We start from the raw sequence: 18,887 nt of genomic DNA, 5'->3' as shown, positions 1-18,887 counted from the left end.
CGATGAGCAGCACCGAAAATGGGCAGCGCGACCAGGAAGAACCGGTCGATCTGCCCCGTTTCCAAAGCACGTTCCACGCCGTCGGCGGTTCTCCCCGAAAAGGTGAGGCCGCCGAGGAACTGCGGCCCATCACCATCGCGCCGCGGCTCAGCCTGCTGCCGAGCAGGCTGTACGGCCGCACCGAGCTGAAACCGGAGCTCGCCGCCGCGTTGCAACGACCCGACGGCCGCCTCTGGGTGCTGCACGGCATTCCCGGCGGCGGCAAGAGCACGCTCGCGCTGTGGCTCGCCCGCCAGGCCGCCGACCAGGGCCGCAAGGTCTACTGGATCGGCCACAGCGACGTCGAGCGGTCCATGCACGCGGTCGCCCGCGACCTCGGTGTCGACCAGGGCAGCCTCGGCGACGCGAACGCGCGAACCCTGGTGTGGCAGGCGTTGGACGCGCAGGAACAGCCGTGGCTGCTGGTCTTCGACAACGTCGACGACGTGCACCGCGAGGACCTCTTCGGCACGTCGGGGCCGAGACTCGACGGCACCGGCTGGATCAGGACGAGCCGCAGCGGCGTGGTCGTCGTGACGAGCCGCCGCAGCGACCGCGCGCCGTGGGGCGAGAACGCCGAACTCCGCCGCGTCGACTGCCTGAGCGACACCGACGGCGGCCTGGTCCTGTCCGGCCTCGCCCCGAACGCGGGCACCGACCAAGAAGCCCAGGCGCTGGCCCATCGGCTGGGCGGCCTGCCTCTCGCGCTCAGGCTCGCGGGCCGCTACCTCGCCGACGACCCGCCGTTCAACCGCACCTTCGCGGCCTACCAGCAGGCGCTCGAACGCGACCTCGACCTGCTCGACACCGCCGAACCGACCGAGCCAGCGCCGTTCGACGAGGAGTCCGCGCGCCGGTCGATCAGGCTGACGTGGGAACTCTCCCTGGCTTTGCTGGAACAACGCGGCCTGCACGCCGCCCGCCCGGTGCTGCAACTGCTGTCCTGCTTCGGCGCGCCCCATCCCATCCCGGTCGACCTGCTCGCCGCCGCACACCTGCCCGTGCCCGGCATGACCACGACCCAGCTCGACCGCGTCGTCCGCGGGCTCACGTCGTCGGCGTTGCTGGACCAGACCGTCGAACCCGACGACGACGCGGTCTGCCTGCGCCTGCACCCGTTGCTGTGGGAGGTGATCGCGGCTTCCCGGGACGCGGCGACGGAGTCCGGGATCTGGCCCGCGGCCGTGCGGCTGCTCGCCGAGGCCGACCTGCGTTCGGCCAGGATGCCCGCGATCTGCACGTCGCTCGTCACCCACGTCCCGGCGTCCGACCCGGACGTGCTGGCCCACGCCGTCGACGCCACCGACGAGTGCGCCTCCTACCTGCTGCGTTCGGGCGCGATCAGGGCGTCGCACGACATGAGCAGGCTGGCGCTCGACCGGGCCGGTGCGCTCGAACCCCTGCACCCCGCGCGGCTGCAGGCCCGGCTCGCCGTCGGCCTGATCGGTCGCACCGAAGGGCACGTCACCGCCTCCGAGGAACTCGTCGCGCTGCACGGCGACGCCCAGCAGGTGTTCGACCAGGACGACCCGTTCATGGTGACGTTGCGGCAGCAGCTCGCCCACGTCGCGTGGAACAGCAACGACTACGTGCTCGCCGACCAGCTGTACGAGGAGCTGGTGCAGGCGCACGACCGCGGTGTCTGCCCGCACCTGCGCCGCACGACGCGGTTCGGCTTCGCGCAGATGATGACGCGGCGGGGTGAGTTCGACGTCGCCGAGCAGGAGTTCCTGGCCGTGCTGGAGGAGGAACGTGCGATCTGGCCGGACGATCCCGACCACCCGGAGGTCCTGCTCACCAGGGCGATGCTCGCGGACGTGCTGGCGGGCAAGGGAGAGCTGGTGCGGGCGCGCGACGAACTGCAGGCCGTGCTGCAGGCCCAGGAACGCGTGCACGGGCCGGACAACCCGCTGACGCTGTCCGCCCGCGTCACGCTGATGAGCGTCCACTCGATGCTCGACGAGCAGGGCAACGCCGAGGCGCAGCTCAACCACATGCTGCGGATCCACCACAACGCGCTCAACCCCGAGGACCCGCTCGCGTTGCTCGGCATCGCGACGCTGATCAACATGCGGGCGCACAGCCAGACCGCCGACGCCGACCCGGAACGGGACGCGCAGCGATTGCTCCACGTCGCCGTCACGATGGCCGGCACGCTCGGCGACGACCACCCGTACGTGCTGTCCACCCGGCTCGGCGCCGCCGTGCAGCGCAGCCACTTCGACCCTTCCGCCGCACGGGAAGAGGTCGAGTCGGTGCTCGACCGGCAGATGGAGACGCACGGGCCGTTCCACCTCGCGACGCTCACCACCCGGCTCGTCTACACGCAGATGCTCGTGGCATCCGAGGACGACAACGCCGAGGCGGAAGCGGAACTGCGCGACCTGCTGGACGCGCAGATGCGGGCGTTCGGGCCGGACAACCCGCACACGTCGCTGGTGCGGTCGGCGCTGGCCAACATCGCGCTGGTCAACGGCGACCAGGACGGCGCGGAAGACCTGCTGCGGCAGACACTCGAGTCACGCGAGCGCGTGCACGGCTCCGATCACAACGACACCAGGGAGACGCGGGCTGCCCTCGCCCGGCTGCTCGCCGAGGCCCGCCGGTTCGACGAGGCCGAACGGCATCTGTTGCTGCTCATCGAGTCGTTGCGCAAGGACGACCCCGAGTCGAACGACACCCTCGGTGCGCGCCTGCTGCTCGCCCTCGTGCACTGGGCCGACGAACGGCGCTCGACGGCGGAGGCCGAGACGCGCGAGTTGCTGACCGTGCTGGCCGGGCTGACGGAGGACCACCGCTACGACATCGCGATGGTGAACACCGTCCTCGCCGGCATCCTGCGCGAGTTGAACCGGCTCGGCGAGGCGGAAGTGCTGCTGCTGGGCGTGATCACCGCGTTGGAGGAGCTCGACGACCCGGACGACGACATCGTGTACGTGCGGCTGGCGTTGAGCGAGGTGCTGCACGACCTCGGCAAGCTCGGGCCTGCCGAACACCACCTGCAGCTGTTGCTGGCGAACGCCGACCCGCGCGAGCACCCCGACGAGGTGGAGCAGGCGCGCGGCCTGCTCGACACGGTCGTGGAGCAGCTCGACACACCGGCCGTGGTGGAAGTAGCGCCAGACCCCGTTCCCCAGCAACAGGAGGACGAGTCCGCGCGCTGGCAGGCGTTCCTCGGCGGGTCCGGCGCACCACCTCGGACGGTCGCGCCGATGCCCGAGCCCGAACCGCCGGTCGCGCCCGCTCCCCCACCTCTGCGCCCCGAACAGCCGACCGTGCGGGTGGACCCGTTCGACACCGCGCTGGCGTTGCTCGACCAAGGCCACACCGGCGAGTCCGAACGAGCGTTGCGCCGACTGTCCACATCGGACTACCGAGTCCCGCTCGCGCTGGCGCGGATCTACCGCTCCACCGGCCGGATCGCGGAGGCCGAAAGCCTCCTCGCCGCCGCGCCGGACCACCCCGAGATCACCGGCGAACGTGCCGAAACCGCCAGGGAACACCGCATCACGCACGCCGAAGACCTGCGTCTGTCCTCCACCGTGGCGGCCCTGGTGCGGCGCACCGACCTGTCCGGCCCGGTGCGGGCGGCCCTGCGGTGGCGGTACGCGTTGGTGCTGGCGGACCAGGGTTTCCTCGCCGCGGCCCACGGTCAACTCGCGAGTGTGGTGTCCGCGGCACACCGGCTGGGGCTGCCCACGACGGCGTGCCTGGTCGACCTGGCGCTGACCCGCCAGCACGACGAGGACACGGCCGCGCACCTAGACCGCACCTACCGCGCCGTCGCGGACCAGGTCGGCGACACCCACTCGCTGGCGCTCAGGGTGGCGCAGGAGCGGGCGGCGCTGTGGTCGGACCAGGGCGACGCGGCCAGGGCCGTCGACGAGCTGAACTCCGTGCTGCGCGTGCGAATGCGGCTGTCGCAGTCGCCCGACCGCGCCCAGGCCGTGCTGCGGCGGGTGCTCGCCACGGCGTTGCGGCGCAACGGTGATCACCTTGCCGCACAGCAACTCCTGCGTCAGGCGATCGGTGATCTCGGCCGGGCACATCCGGAGTTCCTGCGCTGCCAGGCGGAACTGGCCGCGCTGACGAACGACGACCTCCGGCCCGTGCTCGCCGCGCAGGTGCGCAGGCGGGGTGAGTGGCACCCCGACGTGGCGGAGACCCGGCACCACCTCGGGGTGCGCGCGGCCTCCTCCGGTGACCGCGAGGCCGCACGGACCGAGCTGGCGCTGGCGGTGCGGATCAGGACCCGCGGTCTCGGTGCCGCGCACCCGGCGACGCGGGCGAGCCAGGCCGAGCTGGCTCGCCTCTGATGCCTCAGCCCCGGTCGTCCGGGTAGTGCTGGAACACCACGCCGTACAGGTCGAGTTCCTCGCCGCCGGGCGGGCACTGCCGCGACTCGCCCTTCTGGCCGCCGGGCTTGCGGAACGTGAGCACGGGGGTGCCCCGCACCGGCCCGAGGGCGCCGCGGACGTGGAACTCGCCGCCGAGCACGCCGTGGTGTTCCGGCCGCGGGAACTTCAGCGTGCGGGCGCCGTGCACCAGAATCCGGTGCCGCGTCTCGTCGCCCCCGGTCGCGACGAGCATCCCGCGCATCGCGGGATGACGCCGGACCCAGACGACGAGGCCCAGCACCAGCAAGGCGATCAGCGCGAGGAACAGGGCCGCGATGTAACCCCAGGGCACGCCGCTGCTCACCACGCCGCTCCACGTTCCCTCGGCGCGCACCGCCGGAATCGCGAGCTGCACGGCGAGTTCGCGTTCGAGGACCGTCCGCCACGGGGTGCCGGCGTCGGCCTCGAACGTCAGCTTCGCCCGCGCGGGGACTTCTGCCCGGCCGAGCCGTGTCCAGCCCGCCTCGGTGGAGCTCAGCGTCAGCGCCAGCTCACGCCGTTCGCCGGGAGCCAGCTCGACCCGGTCCGGCAGCCCGGTCAACTCTCCTGGCACACCATCGAGTTCGGCGCGCAGGTTGCGCAGGTCGAGCGGCATCTTCCTGGCCGTCGACTCCAGCACGAGCGTGACCTCGACGGTCTCGGACAGGTCCGCGCCGCCGGGCAGCTCCCAGCTCGCCTTCACCCCGGCCTTCGCGTCGTCGCCCAGCGCACGCCGGGCGTTGCCGCGCTTGACCTGCTCCTGCAACCGGTCCAGGAAGCCGCCCACACCCCCGGCGAACGGCAGCACCACGGTGTTCGGCACCACCGTCATCATCTGCCCGGTGCCCGACTCGCCGGACACCACCGGCACCACGTACCCGCTGGCCCGCGCCGCGAGAGCCTGCCCGCGTTCGGCGAGCTTCGTCCACTCAGGACCGTTGTCCGCGCGGTAGCGGCTGTCGGCCGGTGGCTGCGCGATCCCGTCCGTGATCAGCACGACCGCGCCGGACTGGCCGGGTTTCCCACCCTCCAGCACGGCCAGCGCGGTGTCCAGCGCCCGGCCGATGTCCGTGCCCAGCCCCTTGGGCACGGCGGGCATCTTGTCGATCGCGGCCACGGCACCGGACGGCGACCCGGTGTGCAGCACGCTCGGCAGGACGTCGAACGTGATCAGCGTGACCTGGTCGCGCTCCTCCAGCTTGCCGAGGAACGTGCGCAGGTTGTCGCGAACGTCGTCGTAGCGCCGGTTCTCGGCCATCGAGCCGGACGTGTCCACGAGCAGCACGTAGTCCGTCGGCGTGTCCTGCACGCCCAACGCCCGGTAGACGTCCTCCGCGCTCGGGTCCACCGTGGTGAACAGGAGCGAGAGCACGAGCAGAAGTCTCACCACCGCAGCACCTCGCGGTTCTTCTCGACGAACCGGTCGTACCGCACGAGCGCGTCACCGAGCACTGTCTCGACCTGGTCCAAAGTGGACTTCACGTCCGACAGCAACGCGTGCACCCGGTCGAGCGCGGTGCCCTCCCGCACGTCGCTGAGCCGGGCGAGCAGTTCCTCGTCGCACGCCCGTTGCTCCTCGGCCGCGCGCAGGTGTTGCTTGGTCTTCTTCCGCAGTTCCTCGTACTCCTGCCGCTTGTCGGCGAGTGCCGCCGCCCGCCGCCCGTACTCGTCGTGCAGCTTCGCCCACTTCTCCTCGACGCCGCCCAATTCCTCGAGCTGCTCCTTCGTGCGGCCGTCGAGGTCGGCGAGCACCTCCTCGCGCAACACCAGAACCTGCCCGGCGGTCGCGACGAGCGCCTGCTCCGCCTGCGTCGACTCCGACGTCATCGCCTGCAGCCGGCGCTGCAACACCTCGTGCTGCTCGCGCATCTGCGGCAACGCCTCGGACAGCCGCTGCAACCGGTTCAACTCCTCGACCTGCGCACCGATCCGCTCGTGCTCCGCCCCGCACGCGCGCAACTCCTCCTCGACGGCGAACAACGCCTCGTGCTCGCGCCGCACGGCCGCGACCCGCTCGGCGAGTTCGGTCAACGCCGACGCCTGCTGCGCCAGGTACCGCGTGACGGGCATCCCGGCGACCCCGGCGTCCGCCACCGCCACCACGTGCTCCACCAGCGCGTCGACCTGCGACAGCGCGTCGTCGAGCACGATCACCAGCTCGATGGCGGCGGGATCGGTGTGCTCGCGCGGCTGGGCGGACGCCACGGCCCGCGCCGACCACGCGAGTGCGTGCCGCAGCACGACCAACGCCGTGTGCGGCCCGTCATCCCCTTGCACCGCCGCGAGCAACGCGGCTCGTGGGTCGTCGTTCACTGCCAGCCCCTCTTCAACTCGTGCCGTCGAGCGCGGGCCCGGCCTCGGCACCCAACGGCAACACGATGTCGGCGCCCGCTCCCGCCGGACGCAGGAGCACGGCCCCGAGTCCGCCGCGACGGCCCAGCGCCGTGACGTGGTAGGTCCCGCGCGGCACCCGCACGCGTTCGGCCTGTCCGGCCTCGCGCCACGGCCCCTGCCGGTCGATCCGCACCCGCACGGGCACCTGTCCACTGTGGTCTGACTCGACCTCGACGGTGACCGGCGTGCGCCCGCCGACCGGCAACGTCACGGACTCCAGCAGGCCGCCGACGATGCGGCGCACGCCGATGCCCAGCTCGTGCGGGTGGTCGTCGCGGGCCGTCGCGAGCCCGGCGGCGATCCGCCAGGCACCGCGGGCCACGGCGTCGGGGGCGAGCACGTGAACCGGCACCGCTTCCCCAGCCGCGTTCTCGACCGGGCCGAGCACGTGAACCGATGCCGCCACCGCCTCCCGCACCGCCTCCTCCACCGGGCCGAGCACGTTCCCTCCGGTGAGCAGCACTTGCGTCACCGGCTCGCCGACCCGCCCCAGCACCCGCGTCACGACCTCGCCCACGAGTGTCGCGAGTGGACGGAGCGCCGCCAGCACCGCCTCCGCCGTCACGCCGGGCAGGTACACCGGCGTGCCCAGGTAGCGTTCGTGCGTCCGCGCTCGCTCCAGCACCACGCCGGCACGCCCCGCCGCCTGGCACCGGTGCTCGTCGAACGCCGCGAGCCCCGCAGCCTCGACCCCGGCCGCTCGCCGCAACAACTCCCGCACCTCCGACGACACGGTCTCGCTGTCGAGCGGCCGCGAAGTCGTTGCCTCACAGGCATGAACGGCCACCGTCACCGCGCGAGCCCCGACGTCGCACACCAGCACGGACCCGGACAGCTCGCCGCAAACGGCCACCACGCACTGCGTCACCGGCACGAGCCGCACCGAGCCGAACCCCGCCCGGTCCAGCAGAAGGCGTTCCAGCGCGACACCTTCAGAGGTGCGCTCGCGCGAGGTGCCGTCGACGTCCGGCGCGGTCCACTCGTCCGGCACCGCGACGACCGCGGAGGCACCGTCCGGCGCCACCCCGCAGTCGCGCAGGACCACCTCGCGCAGCAACCCGGCCACGTCCGCGCCGGACGGCCCGTGCCACGCGCGGTCCCCGCACGCCACCTTGGTGCGTGCCGAGCCCAGGTCGATCCCGATCTCAGCGCTCACGCGAACCCTCGCCCCGGCCGAGGATCCTGCCGAGCGCGCTCTTCGGCTGCAGGGACCTGATCCGCTTCATCAGCTCCTCCAGGAACGCGGTCAGGTCGTCGACCCGCTTGGCGGGCCGCGAAGACCGGCCGGGGAGCGCCGCCGCCTGGTACGCCTCGCGGAACACCTCCACCGTGAGATATCCCTGCTGCATCATGTATCCCGGCAGGTAGTCGATCGCGTCCTCTTGCTGCTTCTCGCCGAAGTCCCCGCGCATCAACGCGTGCACGAACTTCGCGCAGATCTGCGGCCCGCTGAAGTTGCCCTTCCCGGCAAGACGGGCGTTGAGCACGCTCAGGAACTCGACCCAGCCGTACGGGTGCGGGCGCCACCTGCTCGTGAGCACCTCCAGAACGGCGTTCTCGCCCAGCACTTTCTGGTGCAGGACCGTCGCCACGACCGCGGCGACGGACGCGGCCGGGGACTTCTCCCGCACCCCGTGCAACTGCGCCAGGAGCACCAGGCCGTGCAGTTCGGGATCCACCTTGAAGAACGGCAGCCACTCGGCCAGGCGCTCGTCGTTCAGGCGGTCCGGCACGGTGCGCACCTGCGCGGCGATCGTTCTGAGCAACGCCACGGTCAGCACCTCGCGGCCGCCTGCCTCGGTGGACAGCCGCCACAGCCCCGACATGGTCTCGAAGAAGCGGCCGGACTCCGCGCCCCAGTCCGGTCCCAGCGAGGACGCGAGCGCGTCGCCGAGTTGCCTGCGCTGCCGTTCGTCCACGACGGCGTCCCGCGCCGCCCCGACCAGTCCGTCCCAGTAGGCGACACCCGCGCGGCCGAAGTAGTCGCTGGTCGCGAGACCTCGGCGGCACAGCTCGAAGTCCGCTCGCGCGCGCAGTGCGGTTTCCATCGGCTCCAGCCCGTGCCGCACCAGATCGATCCACGACCCCGGCAGCGTGGTGCTCCGGCGGACCAGGTTGAAGAACCACTCCACGATCTGCGCCCGCCACTGCGGTTCCGCGTTCTTGTGCGCGTCGTACACGACGTCGGCGACGGCGTCGGGATCGACCGAGTGGAGCTCGTTGAACTGCTGCTCGCTCGCGTGCTCGGCACTCAGGAACGGCCTGCCGAGCCGCTCCCAGCTGCTGTCCGGGTGCTCGTCGAGCCTCTCCAGCAGGCTGCGGCTCACCCCGGCGCCGCTGGGCAGCGCCACCCGCATGACCGCGACCGAGAGCCGGCCGGACTGCGCGACGACCGGTGCGAGCGCCTCGCTCCAGTCGTCACGTTGCGCGAGCCGCATCACCACCTCGCGCAACGACGAGGAAGCACCTTCGCCCGCACACGTCCGCACCGCGCCCGCGAAGCTGTGCCTCGCCCCGAGCGCGGCGGTGGTCTCGGCGGAGGAGAGCAGATCGTCCACCGACCAGGTGTTCCGCGAGATCTGGTCCCTGATCAGTCCTTCGAGTCCCCGGTCGAGCGACCGTTGCCAATTCTCGACCAGCAGTTCACGATCCAGCGCCAGATCCTGCGCAGACGCGACCTCCAGGTAGCTCGCCAGCACCGTCTGGCGCTGGTCTTCCTGCATGCCGCGAAACCTGGCCGCCCCGAGGTCGCGCACCATGGGCGCCTTGAGGGTCCCGTTGTACGCGGCGGTGAGCAGCACGTGTTCGCGATCCATGTCCTGCAACGCGCTGAGCGCCTCCGCCACGTCGCGGGTGCGGGCGTCCCCCAGCTTGGCGAGGTGCGCGCGCACCTCGTCCGCGCCGTGCCGCCCGACCAGTTCCCGGAGCTGCTCCGCGTAGGCGTTGCCCACCACCGGAGCGGGGCCGCGGAGGTTGACCGCCAGCGCGTTCTCCGGCACCTGGGCGGTGCACGCGAGCCGCAACGGGTGGCGCGTCGCGGTGTCCGTCCAGCCGCCCGCCGAGTTCCAGGCCCTCGCCCCGGCCGGCAGGAACGCCATCACGTCGTCCAGCAACGCGATCCGCTCGCCGAGCGCCACCGGCCCGCCGAGCAACCCCACCCGCTGCTCCAGCAGACCGGCCGCCGCCGCGATGCCGTGCCCGTCGGGCAGGCGCAGCTCCGGCCGCGCGGGTCGCAGGTTCAACCACACCGGGCCGTCCGGCAGCTCCTCCGTCAGCGGGGTGTCCAGCGCGGCGCGGTAGAAGTCCGAATAGGACAGTCGCGCCGCGATCAGGTCGTCCGTGCGCACGCAGTAGAACCGGGAGACCACGATCGGCCGGTTGATCGCGTCCAGGGCGTCGGACCACTCGCTGATCGTCAGGCAGACGTATCGGCCGCCCTCGACCGCGATGGAGGTGAACCAGGCCCGCGGCATCGCTCCCGGACCGGCCTCCTGCACCGCGGGCTGGCTCGCCGGCTCCCGGTCGATCACGATCTGCCGGAGGCTGCCGTGCGTGAACGGCTCGCGGCTCGCGGCGAGCACGGCGTACTCCTCGTAGCTGCCAGGGCGCTTGCCGACCAGCGCCCATCCCGCCTCGACGCCGCTCACGGCCGGGCCGGGAGGATGCTCTGGTAGAGCCACAGCAACGGCTCCAGCACGTTGATCGGGTAGACCCGGCCCTTGATCCGGAAGCCGTCGGGACCCGCGCTGACCCGCTCGACGTTCAGCGAGTCCTGCGCCCGGAACCTGTTGCCCGACACGTAGAACCCGATGGACGAGGTGATGAAGTAGTTGAGGGTGCTGAAGTACTGCCGCAGCCCCTTCTCCACCAGGTCGGTGTTGCTCAGCGGATCAGCGCACAACAGCTCGAAGAACTCGGCGGCGCTGTCGTTGGGGACGCGGGGCAGGTACGGCGGTTCGCGGTCCATCAGGGTGTAGCCCTTGAGGTGGGCCTGCCGGTAGATGTTCGGCTGGTCGAACTTCGTCACGCAGACGGCCACGTGCTGCGGCAGCCGCGTCCCGTTGAAGTGGACCTGGCCCATCACCCGCTCGGTGAGCTTGTCCAGCACCGGGTGGAAGTAGCGGAACGCGTCGTGCTCGGTGGAGTCGCGTTCCGGGTCGAAGAGGTAGACGATGCCGTGGCACATCTGCAGGTGGTCGAGCAGCTGGTTCTCCTGCTCCACCGAGGACATCGGTTCCGCGTACTTGCCCGGTGCCCCCGCGACGTCGTCCTCGCCACCGAACTGGATCTGCTGGCTCGGCACCTGGCGGAGCGATCGATCGCTGTCGTAGCGGCCACCGGGCACGTCGAGCACGTCCAGTTCGAAGGAGATGGGCTCCATCTCGACGATCTTGCGGCCGAACCTGTTGCGGCGCACGACCTCCCGTTCGCCGGTGAAGCGGAACAACATGCTCTTGTCCGTGGTCGTCGCGGTCGGGAACGTGCGTTGGTGGGTCAGCATGTCGGTCGACTGCTCGAGGAACTTCGTCGACTCCTCGTCCAGGCCGTTCATGATCCAGTTGCCGACGCCCTCGGCCCGGCGCATCGTCGCGAGCTTCAACGCGGCCAGGTAGGTGGTCTTGCCACTGCCCGGCGGCCCCCACAAGCCGAGCCGCAGCTGCGTGGGCGGCGCGGGTCGGTTGTTCTGCGGCGTGGTCATGGGTCTCCTCAGTTCTTGGGCACGAGAGGGAAGAGCAGGGGCGGCTGCGGTGCGGTGGCGCGGACGGCGCCGGCCTCCTCGACGACGGACGCCGCGTCGACACCGCTCAGCAGCATCGGTCGTCGTGGACTGGCCAGCGCGTGCCACGCCCGCGTCGCGAGCCTGGCCTCGTCGTTGGGACGCTCGGTCCAGGCGGGCCGGTCCCACACCGCGACGTGCTCGACCTGGTCGCGATCGAGCCGCGCCACCAGGGACTCCCAGTCGAGCCGGTGCGGGCACCGGCTGATGCGGGAGTCCGCGGGCGGGTGCGGCGGCCTGCCACCGATCACCAGCAGGCGGCGCGCGGCGGGCAGCGGCCGCCACGGCAAAGAGCAGGCGACGGCCAGCGCGTCCTCCACCGGAGCGCCCTTCGGTTCGATCGGCTCGCTGGCCGGCAACGCGGCCGTGAAGTCCTCGGCGTCCTGCAGCGCGACGAATCCGCGGGTCGACTTCAGCACCGCACGGGTGAGCCGGTGGTCGTCGTAGCCGATGACCGCAGCCCGCACGGCCTCCGGTTCCGGGTGGTGCGCGGCCAGGTGCGCCAGCACGTCCACGGCCAGCTTCCGCCGGGCGCCCACGGTGTCCGCGGAGCCGCCCAGTTCGACGGCGATGGCGAAGTCGAGCGCGTTGACGTCGCTCCGGTAGCGCGGCGGCACGTCGTCGAGCAGCTCCGGCCAGCGCAGCGCCGTGCCCTCGTCGGCCTTGCCGCGCGGCCGCACCAGCGTGATCTCGCCGGGGCCGTCCAGCCGGAACTCCAGCTCGTGCGGTTGTCCCGGCCCGAGTTCGCAGCGCAGCACCGAAATCGGCTCGCACTGCCGTGGCGGCGTACCGGCCGGGCCGCTCACCACGGCCAGCACGAGCGGGTCGCGGCCCCCGGCCGGAGCGTCCACGATCAGCTTCTCCACCGGGACGTCACCGGCGGAAGTCCCGGCGCTGAACAGGGTTCTGGTCACCGGCCGGGTCACGCCCTGGGCGTCCACGTCGACCAGCACGAGGCTCACGTCGTGCCGCAGGGGTGCCCGCGCCACCCAGGAGGCGACGACGGCGGCGTCCAGCACCGGTTCGCTGCGGGCCACCAGCCGCACGTCGGCGAACCGCGAGACGAACTCGTCCGGGATCGGCAGGTCCGGCAGGCGGTGCAGCACCAGAACGCTGGTGCCCAGCGCCAACTCCGCGAGTTCCACCGGTGCCCTGCGCTGCTGGCGGCCGACCCCGCCCGCCAGCACGAGCGCGAGTTCGTCGTGGTCCTGCGGCAGCGCGGGCATCAGGTCACGCCACGCGTGCAACCGCACGGGGCCGGTCAGCACGGGCACGTGCCGTTCCCTGACGTCGATCCGGGCGACCGCGACGCCGTCCAGCCGGACGTCGACCACCGCCAGTTCTCCGTGCCGTGCCACCAGATCCATCGCGAAGGCGCCGACGACGGCCAACGGTTCGGTGTGGTGCTCGGCGGGCCTGATCTTCACTTCGGCGGACGCGTCACCCCGGACGTGGGTCAGCACGCGCTTGAGCAACGCCTGGTCGTCCCCGGCAGCGCGCACCGCCGCAGCCACGTCGAAGCTCCGCCGCGCGGTGGTCAGCTCGGCGTGGAACTCGAGGCGCCGGGCGTGCGCGTCGACGTCGAGCCACGGACCGCCGGACAACACCCAGTCGCACCGGGTGCAGGACGGGCCGGGCGGCACGACGTGCGCGCACACCGGGCAGGTGAGGGCCGCGGTCATGACGTCTCCGGTTCGGGCACGTCCTGGCCGACGAGGTGACGTGCCTGGGCACGACGTTCGGCCTGCGGCAGCTTGAGCACGCGGACGGCGAGCCGCCGTTCCATCGTCGCGACGAGGTTGCGCACGGTGCGCGCGTTCCCGAAGTCCCTGCCCTGGCGCGCCATCTCCTGGCGGTTGTGCTCGAGCCAGCGCACGGCTCGCGCGGGCACGGCCGGGTCGCAGGTCCAGCCCATCTCCTCGACCATGCCGACGAAGATCGACCGCAGTTCCGGCAACGTGTAGTCGGCGAAGTGCAGGCGTTCGGCCCGCGACAGCACACCGGCGTTGCCGCGGACGAACTCGTCCATCCGCTCCGGGTATCCGGCGGCGATCACCACGAGCCGGCCGCGGTAGGTCTCCATCAACGTGATCAGCTCGGCGACCGCCTCGGAGCCGAAGTCGTTGCCCTCGCCCGCGAGTTCGTACGCCTCGTCGATCAGCAGCACGCCGTCGAGTGCCTCCAGCACCTTCGCCCTGGTCTTCGGCGCGGTCTGGCCGACGTACTCGCCCACGAGGTCGGCCCTGGTCGTCACGACGACGTGACCGCGGTAGAGCAGTCCGAGCGCGGCGAAGGCCTTGCCCAGCAGCTTCGCCACCGTCGTCTTGCCGGTGCCGGGCGAACCGAGGAACAACAGGTGCGGCGCGGCCACCTGACTCGCGTCGGACTCCTGGAGCCTGCGCAGTTCCAGCACGGCGGCGAGTTCCCGCACGGTGTCCTTGACCGCCTGCAGCCCGGTGAGCCGGTCGAGTTCGGCCAGCACCTCGTCGATCGGCTTCTGCTCGGCGAGGTAGCCGCGGTAGTGCGCGGGCACGTCCTGCGCGGTCGCCGGGGTGATCTCGCCGTCCCGGGTCAGCCTGGTGCGGCTCGCCCACTCGGTCCTGATCTCCGCGGCCAGCTCGCGCATGGTCCGCGCGTTGGCGAAGTCGGCGGATCTGGTGCGGTACATGGCTTCCGTGACCGTGCGCAACGCCGTGACGAGGTCGTCGGCGCAGTCGAGGCCCTGCCGGCGCAGCTGGCCGAGCAGGATCTCGTGCAACTCGGCGGGCGTGTAGTCGGGGAACACCAGGCGGTTGCCGCGCGGGAAGCGGCCGGACAGGCCCTGGTTCGCGGCCAGGAAGTCGTCGATGCGGTCGGCGTACCCGGCGACGATCACGACGAGCCGGTCGCGGTGGTTCTCCATCTCGGTCAGCAGCACGTCGATCGCCTGCGTGCCGAGGCCGAGCGGGTCCTCGCTCAGCCGGTACGCCTCGTCGACGAACAGCACGCCGTCGAGCGCGGCCTGCACCCGTGCGGAGGTGAGCCGAGCCGTGTCACCGTGCGGGGACACGAGGTCCTCGACCTTCGCCTCGACGACGTGCCCGCGCCGCAACAACCCCAGGTCGCGGTACAGCTCGCCGACCATGCGCGCCACCACGGTCTTGCCGGTGCCGGGGTTGCCGGTGAACGTGAGGTGCAGCGCGGCGGGTTCGGCGTCGGCGTCCAGACCGCGCGCCCGCAACGCCTGCCCGGCCTCCAGCACGTGCCGGTGCCGGGTCAGGAACGTCTTCACCGCGGTCATGCCGACCATCTCGTCCAGCCTGCGCCAGACGTCCCTGGCGTCGGCGACCGCGACCTCCGCCATTCCCTGCTCCCGCAACACCTCGACCGACAGCTCGGCCCGGCCGGCGAGGCGCCGCAGCAGGCGTTCCCACACCCTGACCGGGATCTCCTGGGCCGCCATCACCCGCAGCAGGTGCGGCAGCGCGGTCCAGTCGGCGATCCGCAGGCCGTGCCGCAACCGGGTGCCGTGCACGAGCGCGGCGAGTTCGGTCTCCTCCGGGAAACCCAGGTGCCCCACCGCCTGGCCGGACCGGCGGGTCGCGAGGGCGGCCAGCTTGTCCGTGAGCTGCGGCAGATAACGCTGGCCGCGCACGAAGTCCACGATCTCGGCGAGGTCGGGCTGGCTGAACAGCAGCACGCACACGTTGTCGCCACCCGCGCCCGCGCTCCAGCGGCCGAGCATCTCGGCGAACGGGCGGCGCAGGTCCGGCTGGATGTTCTCGAGCCACGTCTCGGCGTTCGGCACGACGACGGCGCTGGAGATCGCGGCGTCGACCATGATCCCGTCGAGCATGCGCAGCCGTTCGGTGTCGGTCGCGGCGGACGGGCGGCGCGGCTGCGGCGGAGGTTCGGAGAGCAGCATCATGTCGCCGAGCGGACCGCTGAAGCGCCGCATGGCGTTGCGGCGCCGGGGTTCCGGGTCTGCGGTGCCGGGCGCACGGGTCAGGTTCCGCGAGTCCTCGTCGCGGAAGTAGACGGCGTCGCGGTAGCCGCTGAACACGATCCGCTCGTACCCGGCCGCGTGCAGCAGCTCCCACAGCATCTCCTCGGCGGAGCGGAGGTGCAGGTCCGCTCCGGCGAACCGGTCGTCGACGCCGGGGCCGTGCAGGATCCACAGCGGCTCACCGGGACGCGGGCCTCGTCCGCCGGTGAGCCGGACCGGTGCGGCGGCAGGGGAAGCTGTCGTCATCTGGGGCCCCGGTCAGCGGCGGTCGCGGGTCTCGCCCGGTTCCACGGGGAAGCGGGCGGACAGGGGCGCTCGTCTGGTGATCAGCGGTTCGATGTCGCGCTTGCGGTCGTCGGGCTCCGCGTGCTCCTCGGTCGCGCGCAGGTCGATCCCGCTGTGGTCCAGCACGTTGCGGTGGATCGACCGCGTGCGCGCGGCCCGTTCGGCCTCGGACGCGCCGTCGGCGTCGAAGTTGTGCAACCGCACCACGGGCGGGCCGTCGACTCGTTCGCCCGGCTCGACCTCGATCACGATCTCGCTGCCGCTGACGTGGTGCACGGACTTCGCGAGGAACGCCTCGCGCTGGTCCTCGCTCGCGAACCCGGCGGTGGTGACCTGGTAGTGGTGGTGGTGATCGAGCGCGTCGGCGATCAGCTCGGCCAGGTTGGTGCGCAGCTGGGCGGCCCGCATCGCCGTGACCGCCTGCGTCACCACGGTTTCCAGCCGCTGCTCGTACTCGGGCACGGTGTCGACGACGGCGAGCAACGCCTCGGTGGTCATCGGCTGCGCGTCGTCGCGGACCTGGGCGAGCAGCGAGTCGACCTCGGTGGCCAGGCGGGTCAACGCGCCGCGCGACCAGTGGTCGACGTCGGGCAGTTCGCTCGGCGAGTTCTCCGGCAACCGGCCGCGCAGGTCGATCTTCTCGTTCTGGCGCAGGAGTTCGCGCAACCGGACGAGGTCGCGTTCGGCGGCCATCCGGCACGCCCGCCACTCCTGGTCGAGGCGTTCGAGGTCGAGCCGCAGTTCGCTGAACGACTGGACGAGCTCCTGCGCCGCGCTCAGGCTGTGCGCGCCGAGTCCGCTGTGCACGTTGGACACCAGCGTGGACAGCCTCGCCTCGAGCGGCGCGACCCGGTTCGGCAGGTAGCGCTCGTGCGGGTACTGCACGACCTGGTCGCGCAACACCTGCGCGTCCGCCGCGTACTCGCGGGCGATCCGTTCCGCGCGGTCCTGGTCGGCGCGCAACGCGTCGACCTTCGCCCCGATCTCGGCCTGCCTGCGCTCCCGCTCCTGGCGTTCGCGGTCGATCGCCCTGGTCAGCGTCTCCTGCTGCTGCCGCAACGCCTCCGACGTCTCGGACCGCAGCTGCGCGCCCTGCTCGGTGATCTCGCGGTGCAGTCTGTCGTTGTTCTCCCGCAGGCGCTGCGCCGTCTCGCGCTCGACCTCGCGGGTGTGCTCGCTCAGCTGCGTCACGGCCTGTTCGAACCGGGCGTGCCGCTGGTCGACCTCCCGCATCGACGCCTCGATGTCGGCCTGGGTCTGCTCGCGGATCCGCTCGACCATCTTCGGCACGTCGCGCTTGAGCTCCGCGAGCTTGCCCGCCTCCTGGCGAAGACGATTCCATTCGCCCTCGTCGACGTAAATGCGTTTTCTTCCGCTCACCGAGCCACCTCTGGACGCTCACCACGGGAACAAGCACCCGTCTTGTCAGCGAAGAGCGGAGATTCGTTACATCGATCGGACGCGCACCTGTTCGGAGAGGTTCCGGTATTCCACGGCGACTCTCGCGGCCGCGTCGAGTGACCGAACCGAGCTTTGCACCAGGTTCCGGTACATAGCGACGGAGAACGCGATCGCGGTGTCGTCATCGATATCGCTATTCCACGCGACGACGGTTTTCACGAGTCCGTCGAACAGATCGGCGAACTCCGCACTGCGACTCACGGAGAGAACAAGGCCCGACAGGGTGAAATCACCGTGGTCGCGATAAGCGCGCAACCGCCGGGCCAGCGCTTCGGGGCCGCCGACGACGGGGCCGGCGAGGTGCAGGACGTCCGGGCGTTCCGCCAGATCGGTGTCGGTCCGGCTGACCACGCGCAGCGCGCCCGGCCGTTCCTCGCCCTGGATCGCCCGGAACTCGCGGTCGGCCCGCAGCACGCCGAGGTCGATGTCGAACGGACTGGTGCCGACGAAGAAAACACTGGTGGGAGACCTGTCCGGCGGGGTGGTCTCCGGTTCTGGTGGCGCGCCGAAGTAGATGGGCCCTTCCGCCCGTTCGACGACGTACATGTCCCTGCCGGAGCGGTACGACCGCGACGGCTCGGCGGGCTGCTCCGGTTGCCCGGCGAAGAGCGGGTTGCCCGGATAGCTCAGGCGCACGGTCTCGAACAACCGCTTCCGCCCTTCGACCAGCACCCCGTTCTCCAGCAGCACCGACGCGCATTCCCAGAAGACCTGCACATCACCGCGGTGCACGATCTCGAATACCAACTCGCGTGGCATACCGCATTCCAGCAGAACGTCCCGTGCCGCCTGCACCGTTCGGTACAGGCGGGCGAGATGACCGATCTCGAGAGACGACAGCCCGCCACTCACAAGGCCTCAGCTCGCTTTCCTGCCCCGAGCACGGAATGTCCCGATCACACGCGGCCTGGTATTGGCGCAGGTCCTCCCAGCACCGGAGCGAGTCTTGTCAACAAATCGGCGGTGGGCACACCCACGAGCGAAACCTCGCGCTCCCCCACCCTGATCTCGGTGGTCCGCTCCCGGCCCGCGAAGTCGTACCCGACGTCCTTGAGCCGTCCGGTCAGGTGGTGCACGATCTGGTTCGCGCTGCCGCGCAACCCCCGCCCGTCGTCGCGCTCGCGCACGTACCGGCCGTCGATCAGAACGTCCACTTCGGACAGCAGCTCCACCGTGCCCGGCACCCCGCTGTCCCGCAGCCGGTTCAGCGTGAACCCGGTGAAGCAGACGATCGACAGGTCACGCTCCCGCCGGGCGATCTTCGCGAGCGCGGCGAGCCCCTCGGCCTGGGCCATGGGCTCGCCACCGCTGAACGTGAGGCCGTCCACCCGCTCGTCCGCCAGCAGCTCGGCGGCCAGCTCCTCGACGCCGACGAGTCGCGCGGGCACGTCGGGAATCCACTCGGGTGCGACACATCCCTTGCACCGGAACGGACATCCCTGCACCCACACGACGGACCGGAACCCCGGACCCAGCGCCGCGGTGCCGACACACGTGGAGGCGACGTTGAGCCTGACCACCATGCCCTGTTGTCGCCACGCCCCCAAACGATCGTTACACGCGGGCCGGC

General features: G+C 71.6%; 11 protein-coding genes. 1 reads left to right on the top strand and 10 read right to left on the bottom strand.

The window, feature by feature from the left end:
* Positions 1-2 precede the first annotated feature (2 nt).
* The gene (locus tag JNUCC0626_RS46780; RefSeq protein WP_394617042.1) at positions 3-4,355 is read left to right on the top strand and encodes a tetratricopeptide repeat protein; all 4,353 of its coding nucleotides are present in this window, start codon (positions 3-5) and stop codon (positions 4,353-4,355) included.
* 4 nt (positions 4,356-4,359) lie between these two features.
* Here the strand turns inward: JNUCC0626_RS46780 and JNUCC0626_RS46775 are convergent, their stop codons facing one another.
* From JNUCC0626_RS46775 to JNUCC0626_RS46730, 10 genes are all read right to left on the bottom strand, one after another.
* On the bottom strand, positions 4,360-5,802 hold the full coding sequence (locus tag JNUCC0626_RS46775) for a vWA domain-containing protein (protein WP_394617041.1): 1,443 nt from the start codon (positions 5,800-5,802) through the stop codon (positions 4,360-4,362).
* A complete protein-coding gene (locus JNUCC0626_RS46770) occupies positions 5,799-6,728 on the bottom strand; it encodes a hypothetical protein (RefSeq protein ID WP_394617040.1) in 930 nt (309 codons plus the stop codon). Before JNUCC0626_RS46770 ends, JNUCC0626_RS46775 begins: the two co-directional genes overlap by 4 nt.
* Positions 6,729-6,741: 13 nt before the next feature.
* Positions 6,742-7,965 carry a hypothetical protein gene (locus JNUCC0626_RS46765; protein ID WP_394617039.1) on the bottom strand — a complete coding sequence of 408 codons (1,224 nt, stop codon included), beginning with the start codon at positions 7,963-7,965 and terminating at the stop codon, positions 6,742-6,744.
* Entirely contained in the window at positions 7,955-10,489 is a 2,535-nt protein-coding gene (locus JNUCC0626_RS46760) for a hypothetical protein (protein ID WP_394617038.1), read from the bottom strand. The genes JNUCC0626_RS46765 and JNUCC0626_RS46760 overlap by 11 nt, the downstream gene beginning before the upstream one ends.
* Positions 10,453-11,508, bottom strand: a complete 1,056-nt coding sequence (locus tag JNUCC0626_RS46755) for a hypothetical protein (protein ID WP_394617037.1) — start codon at positions 11,506-11,508, stop codon at positions 10,453-10,455. Before JNUCC0626_RS46755 ends, JNUCC0626_RS46760 begins: the two co-directional genes overlap by 37 nt.
* 8 nt (positions 11,509-11,516) lie before the next feature.
* Positions 11,517-13,268, bottom strand: a complete 1,752-nt coding sequence (locus JNUCC0626_RS46750; RefSeq protein WP_394617036.1) for a hypothetical protein — start codon at positions 13,266-13,268, stop codon at positions 11,517-11,519.
* A complete protein-coding gene (locus JNUCC0626_RS46745) occupies positions 13,265-15,817 on the bottom strand; it encodes an AAA family ATPase (RefSeq protein ID WP_394617035.1) in 2,553 nt (850 codons plus the stop codon). Before JNUCC0626_RS46745 ends, JNUCC0626_RS46750 begins: the two co-directional genes overlap by 4 nt.
* A gap of 12 nt (positions 15,818-15,829) precedes the next feature.
* A complete protein-coding gene (locus JNUCC0626_RS46740; RefSeq protein ID WP_394617034.1) occupies positions 15,830-17,236 on the bottom strand; it encodes a hypothetical protein in 1,407 nt (468 codons plus the stop codon).
* A 66-nt stretch (positions 17,237-17,302) separates the two neighbouring features.
* Positions 17,303-18,169 (bottom strand): effector-associated domain EAD1-containing protein, encoded by an 867-nt coding sequence (locus JNUCC0626_RS46735; protein ID WP_394617033.1) that lies wholly within the window; start codon positions 18,167-18,169, stop codon positions 17,303-17,305.
* Between the two features lie 44 nt (positions 18,170-18,213).
* Positions 18,214-18,840: a 4Fe-4S single cluster domain-containing protein gene (locus JNUCC0626_RS46730; protein WP_394617032.1), complete on the bottom strand. Its 627-nt coding sequence runs from the start codon at positions 18,838-18,840 to the stop codon at positions 18,214-18,216.
* Positions 18,841-18,887: the final 47 nt, after the last annotated feature.

Source organism: Lentzea sp. JNUCC 0626 (assembly GCF_043632865.1).
Lineage (GTDB): Bacteria > Actinomycetota > Actinomycetes > Mycobacteriales > Pseudonocardiaceae > Lentzea.
The sequence above is the reverse complement of the archived record's forward strand: the minus strand, read 5'-3'. Positions and strand labels throughout refer to the sequence as shown.

What these genes read in the sequence shown, in the direction of transcription:
- JNUCC0626_RS46780 (WP_394617042.1), top strand. Translation starts at nt 3, where the DNA reads ATGAGCAGCACCGAAAATGGGCAGCGCGACCAGGAAGAACCGGTCGAT.
- JNUCC0626_RS46755 (WP_394617037.1), bottom strand. Translation starts at nt 11,508, where the DNA reads ATGACCACGCCGCAGAACAACCGACCCGCGCCGCCCACGCAGCTGCGG.
- JNUCC0626_RS46750 (WP_394617036.1), bottom strand. Translation starts at nt 13,268, where the DNA reads ATGACCGCGGCCCTCACCTGCCCGGTGTGCGCGCACGTCGTGCCGCCC.
- JNUCC0626_RS46745 (WP_394617035.1), bottom strand. Translation starts at nt 15,817, where the DNA reads ATGACGACAGCTTCCCCTGCCGCCGCACCGGTCCGGCTCACCGGCGGA.
- JNUCC0626_RS46730 (WP_394617032.1), bottom strand. Translation starts at nt 18,840, where the DNA reads ATGGTGGTCAGGCTCAACGTCGCCTCCACGTGTGTCGGCACCGCGGCG.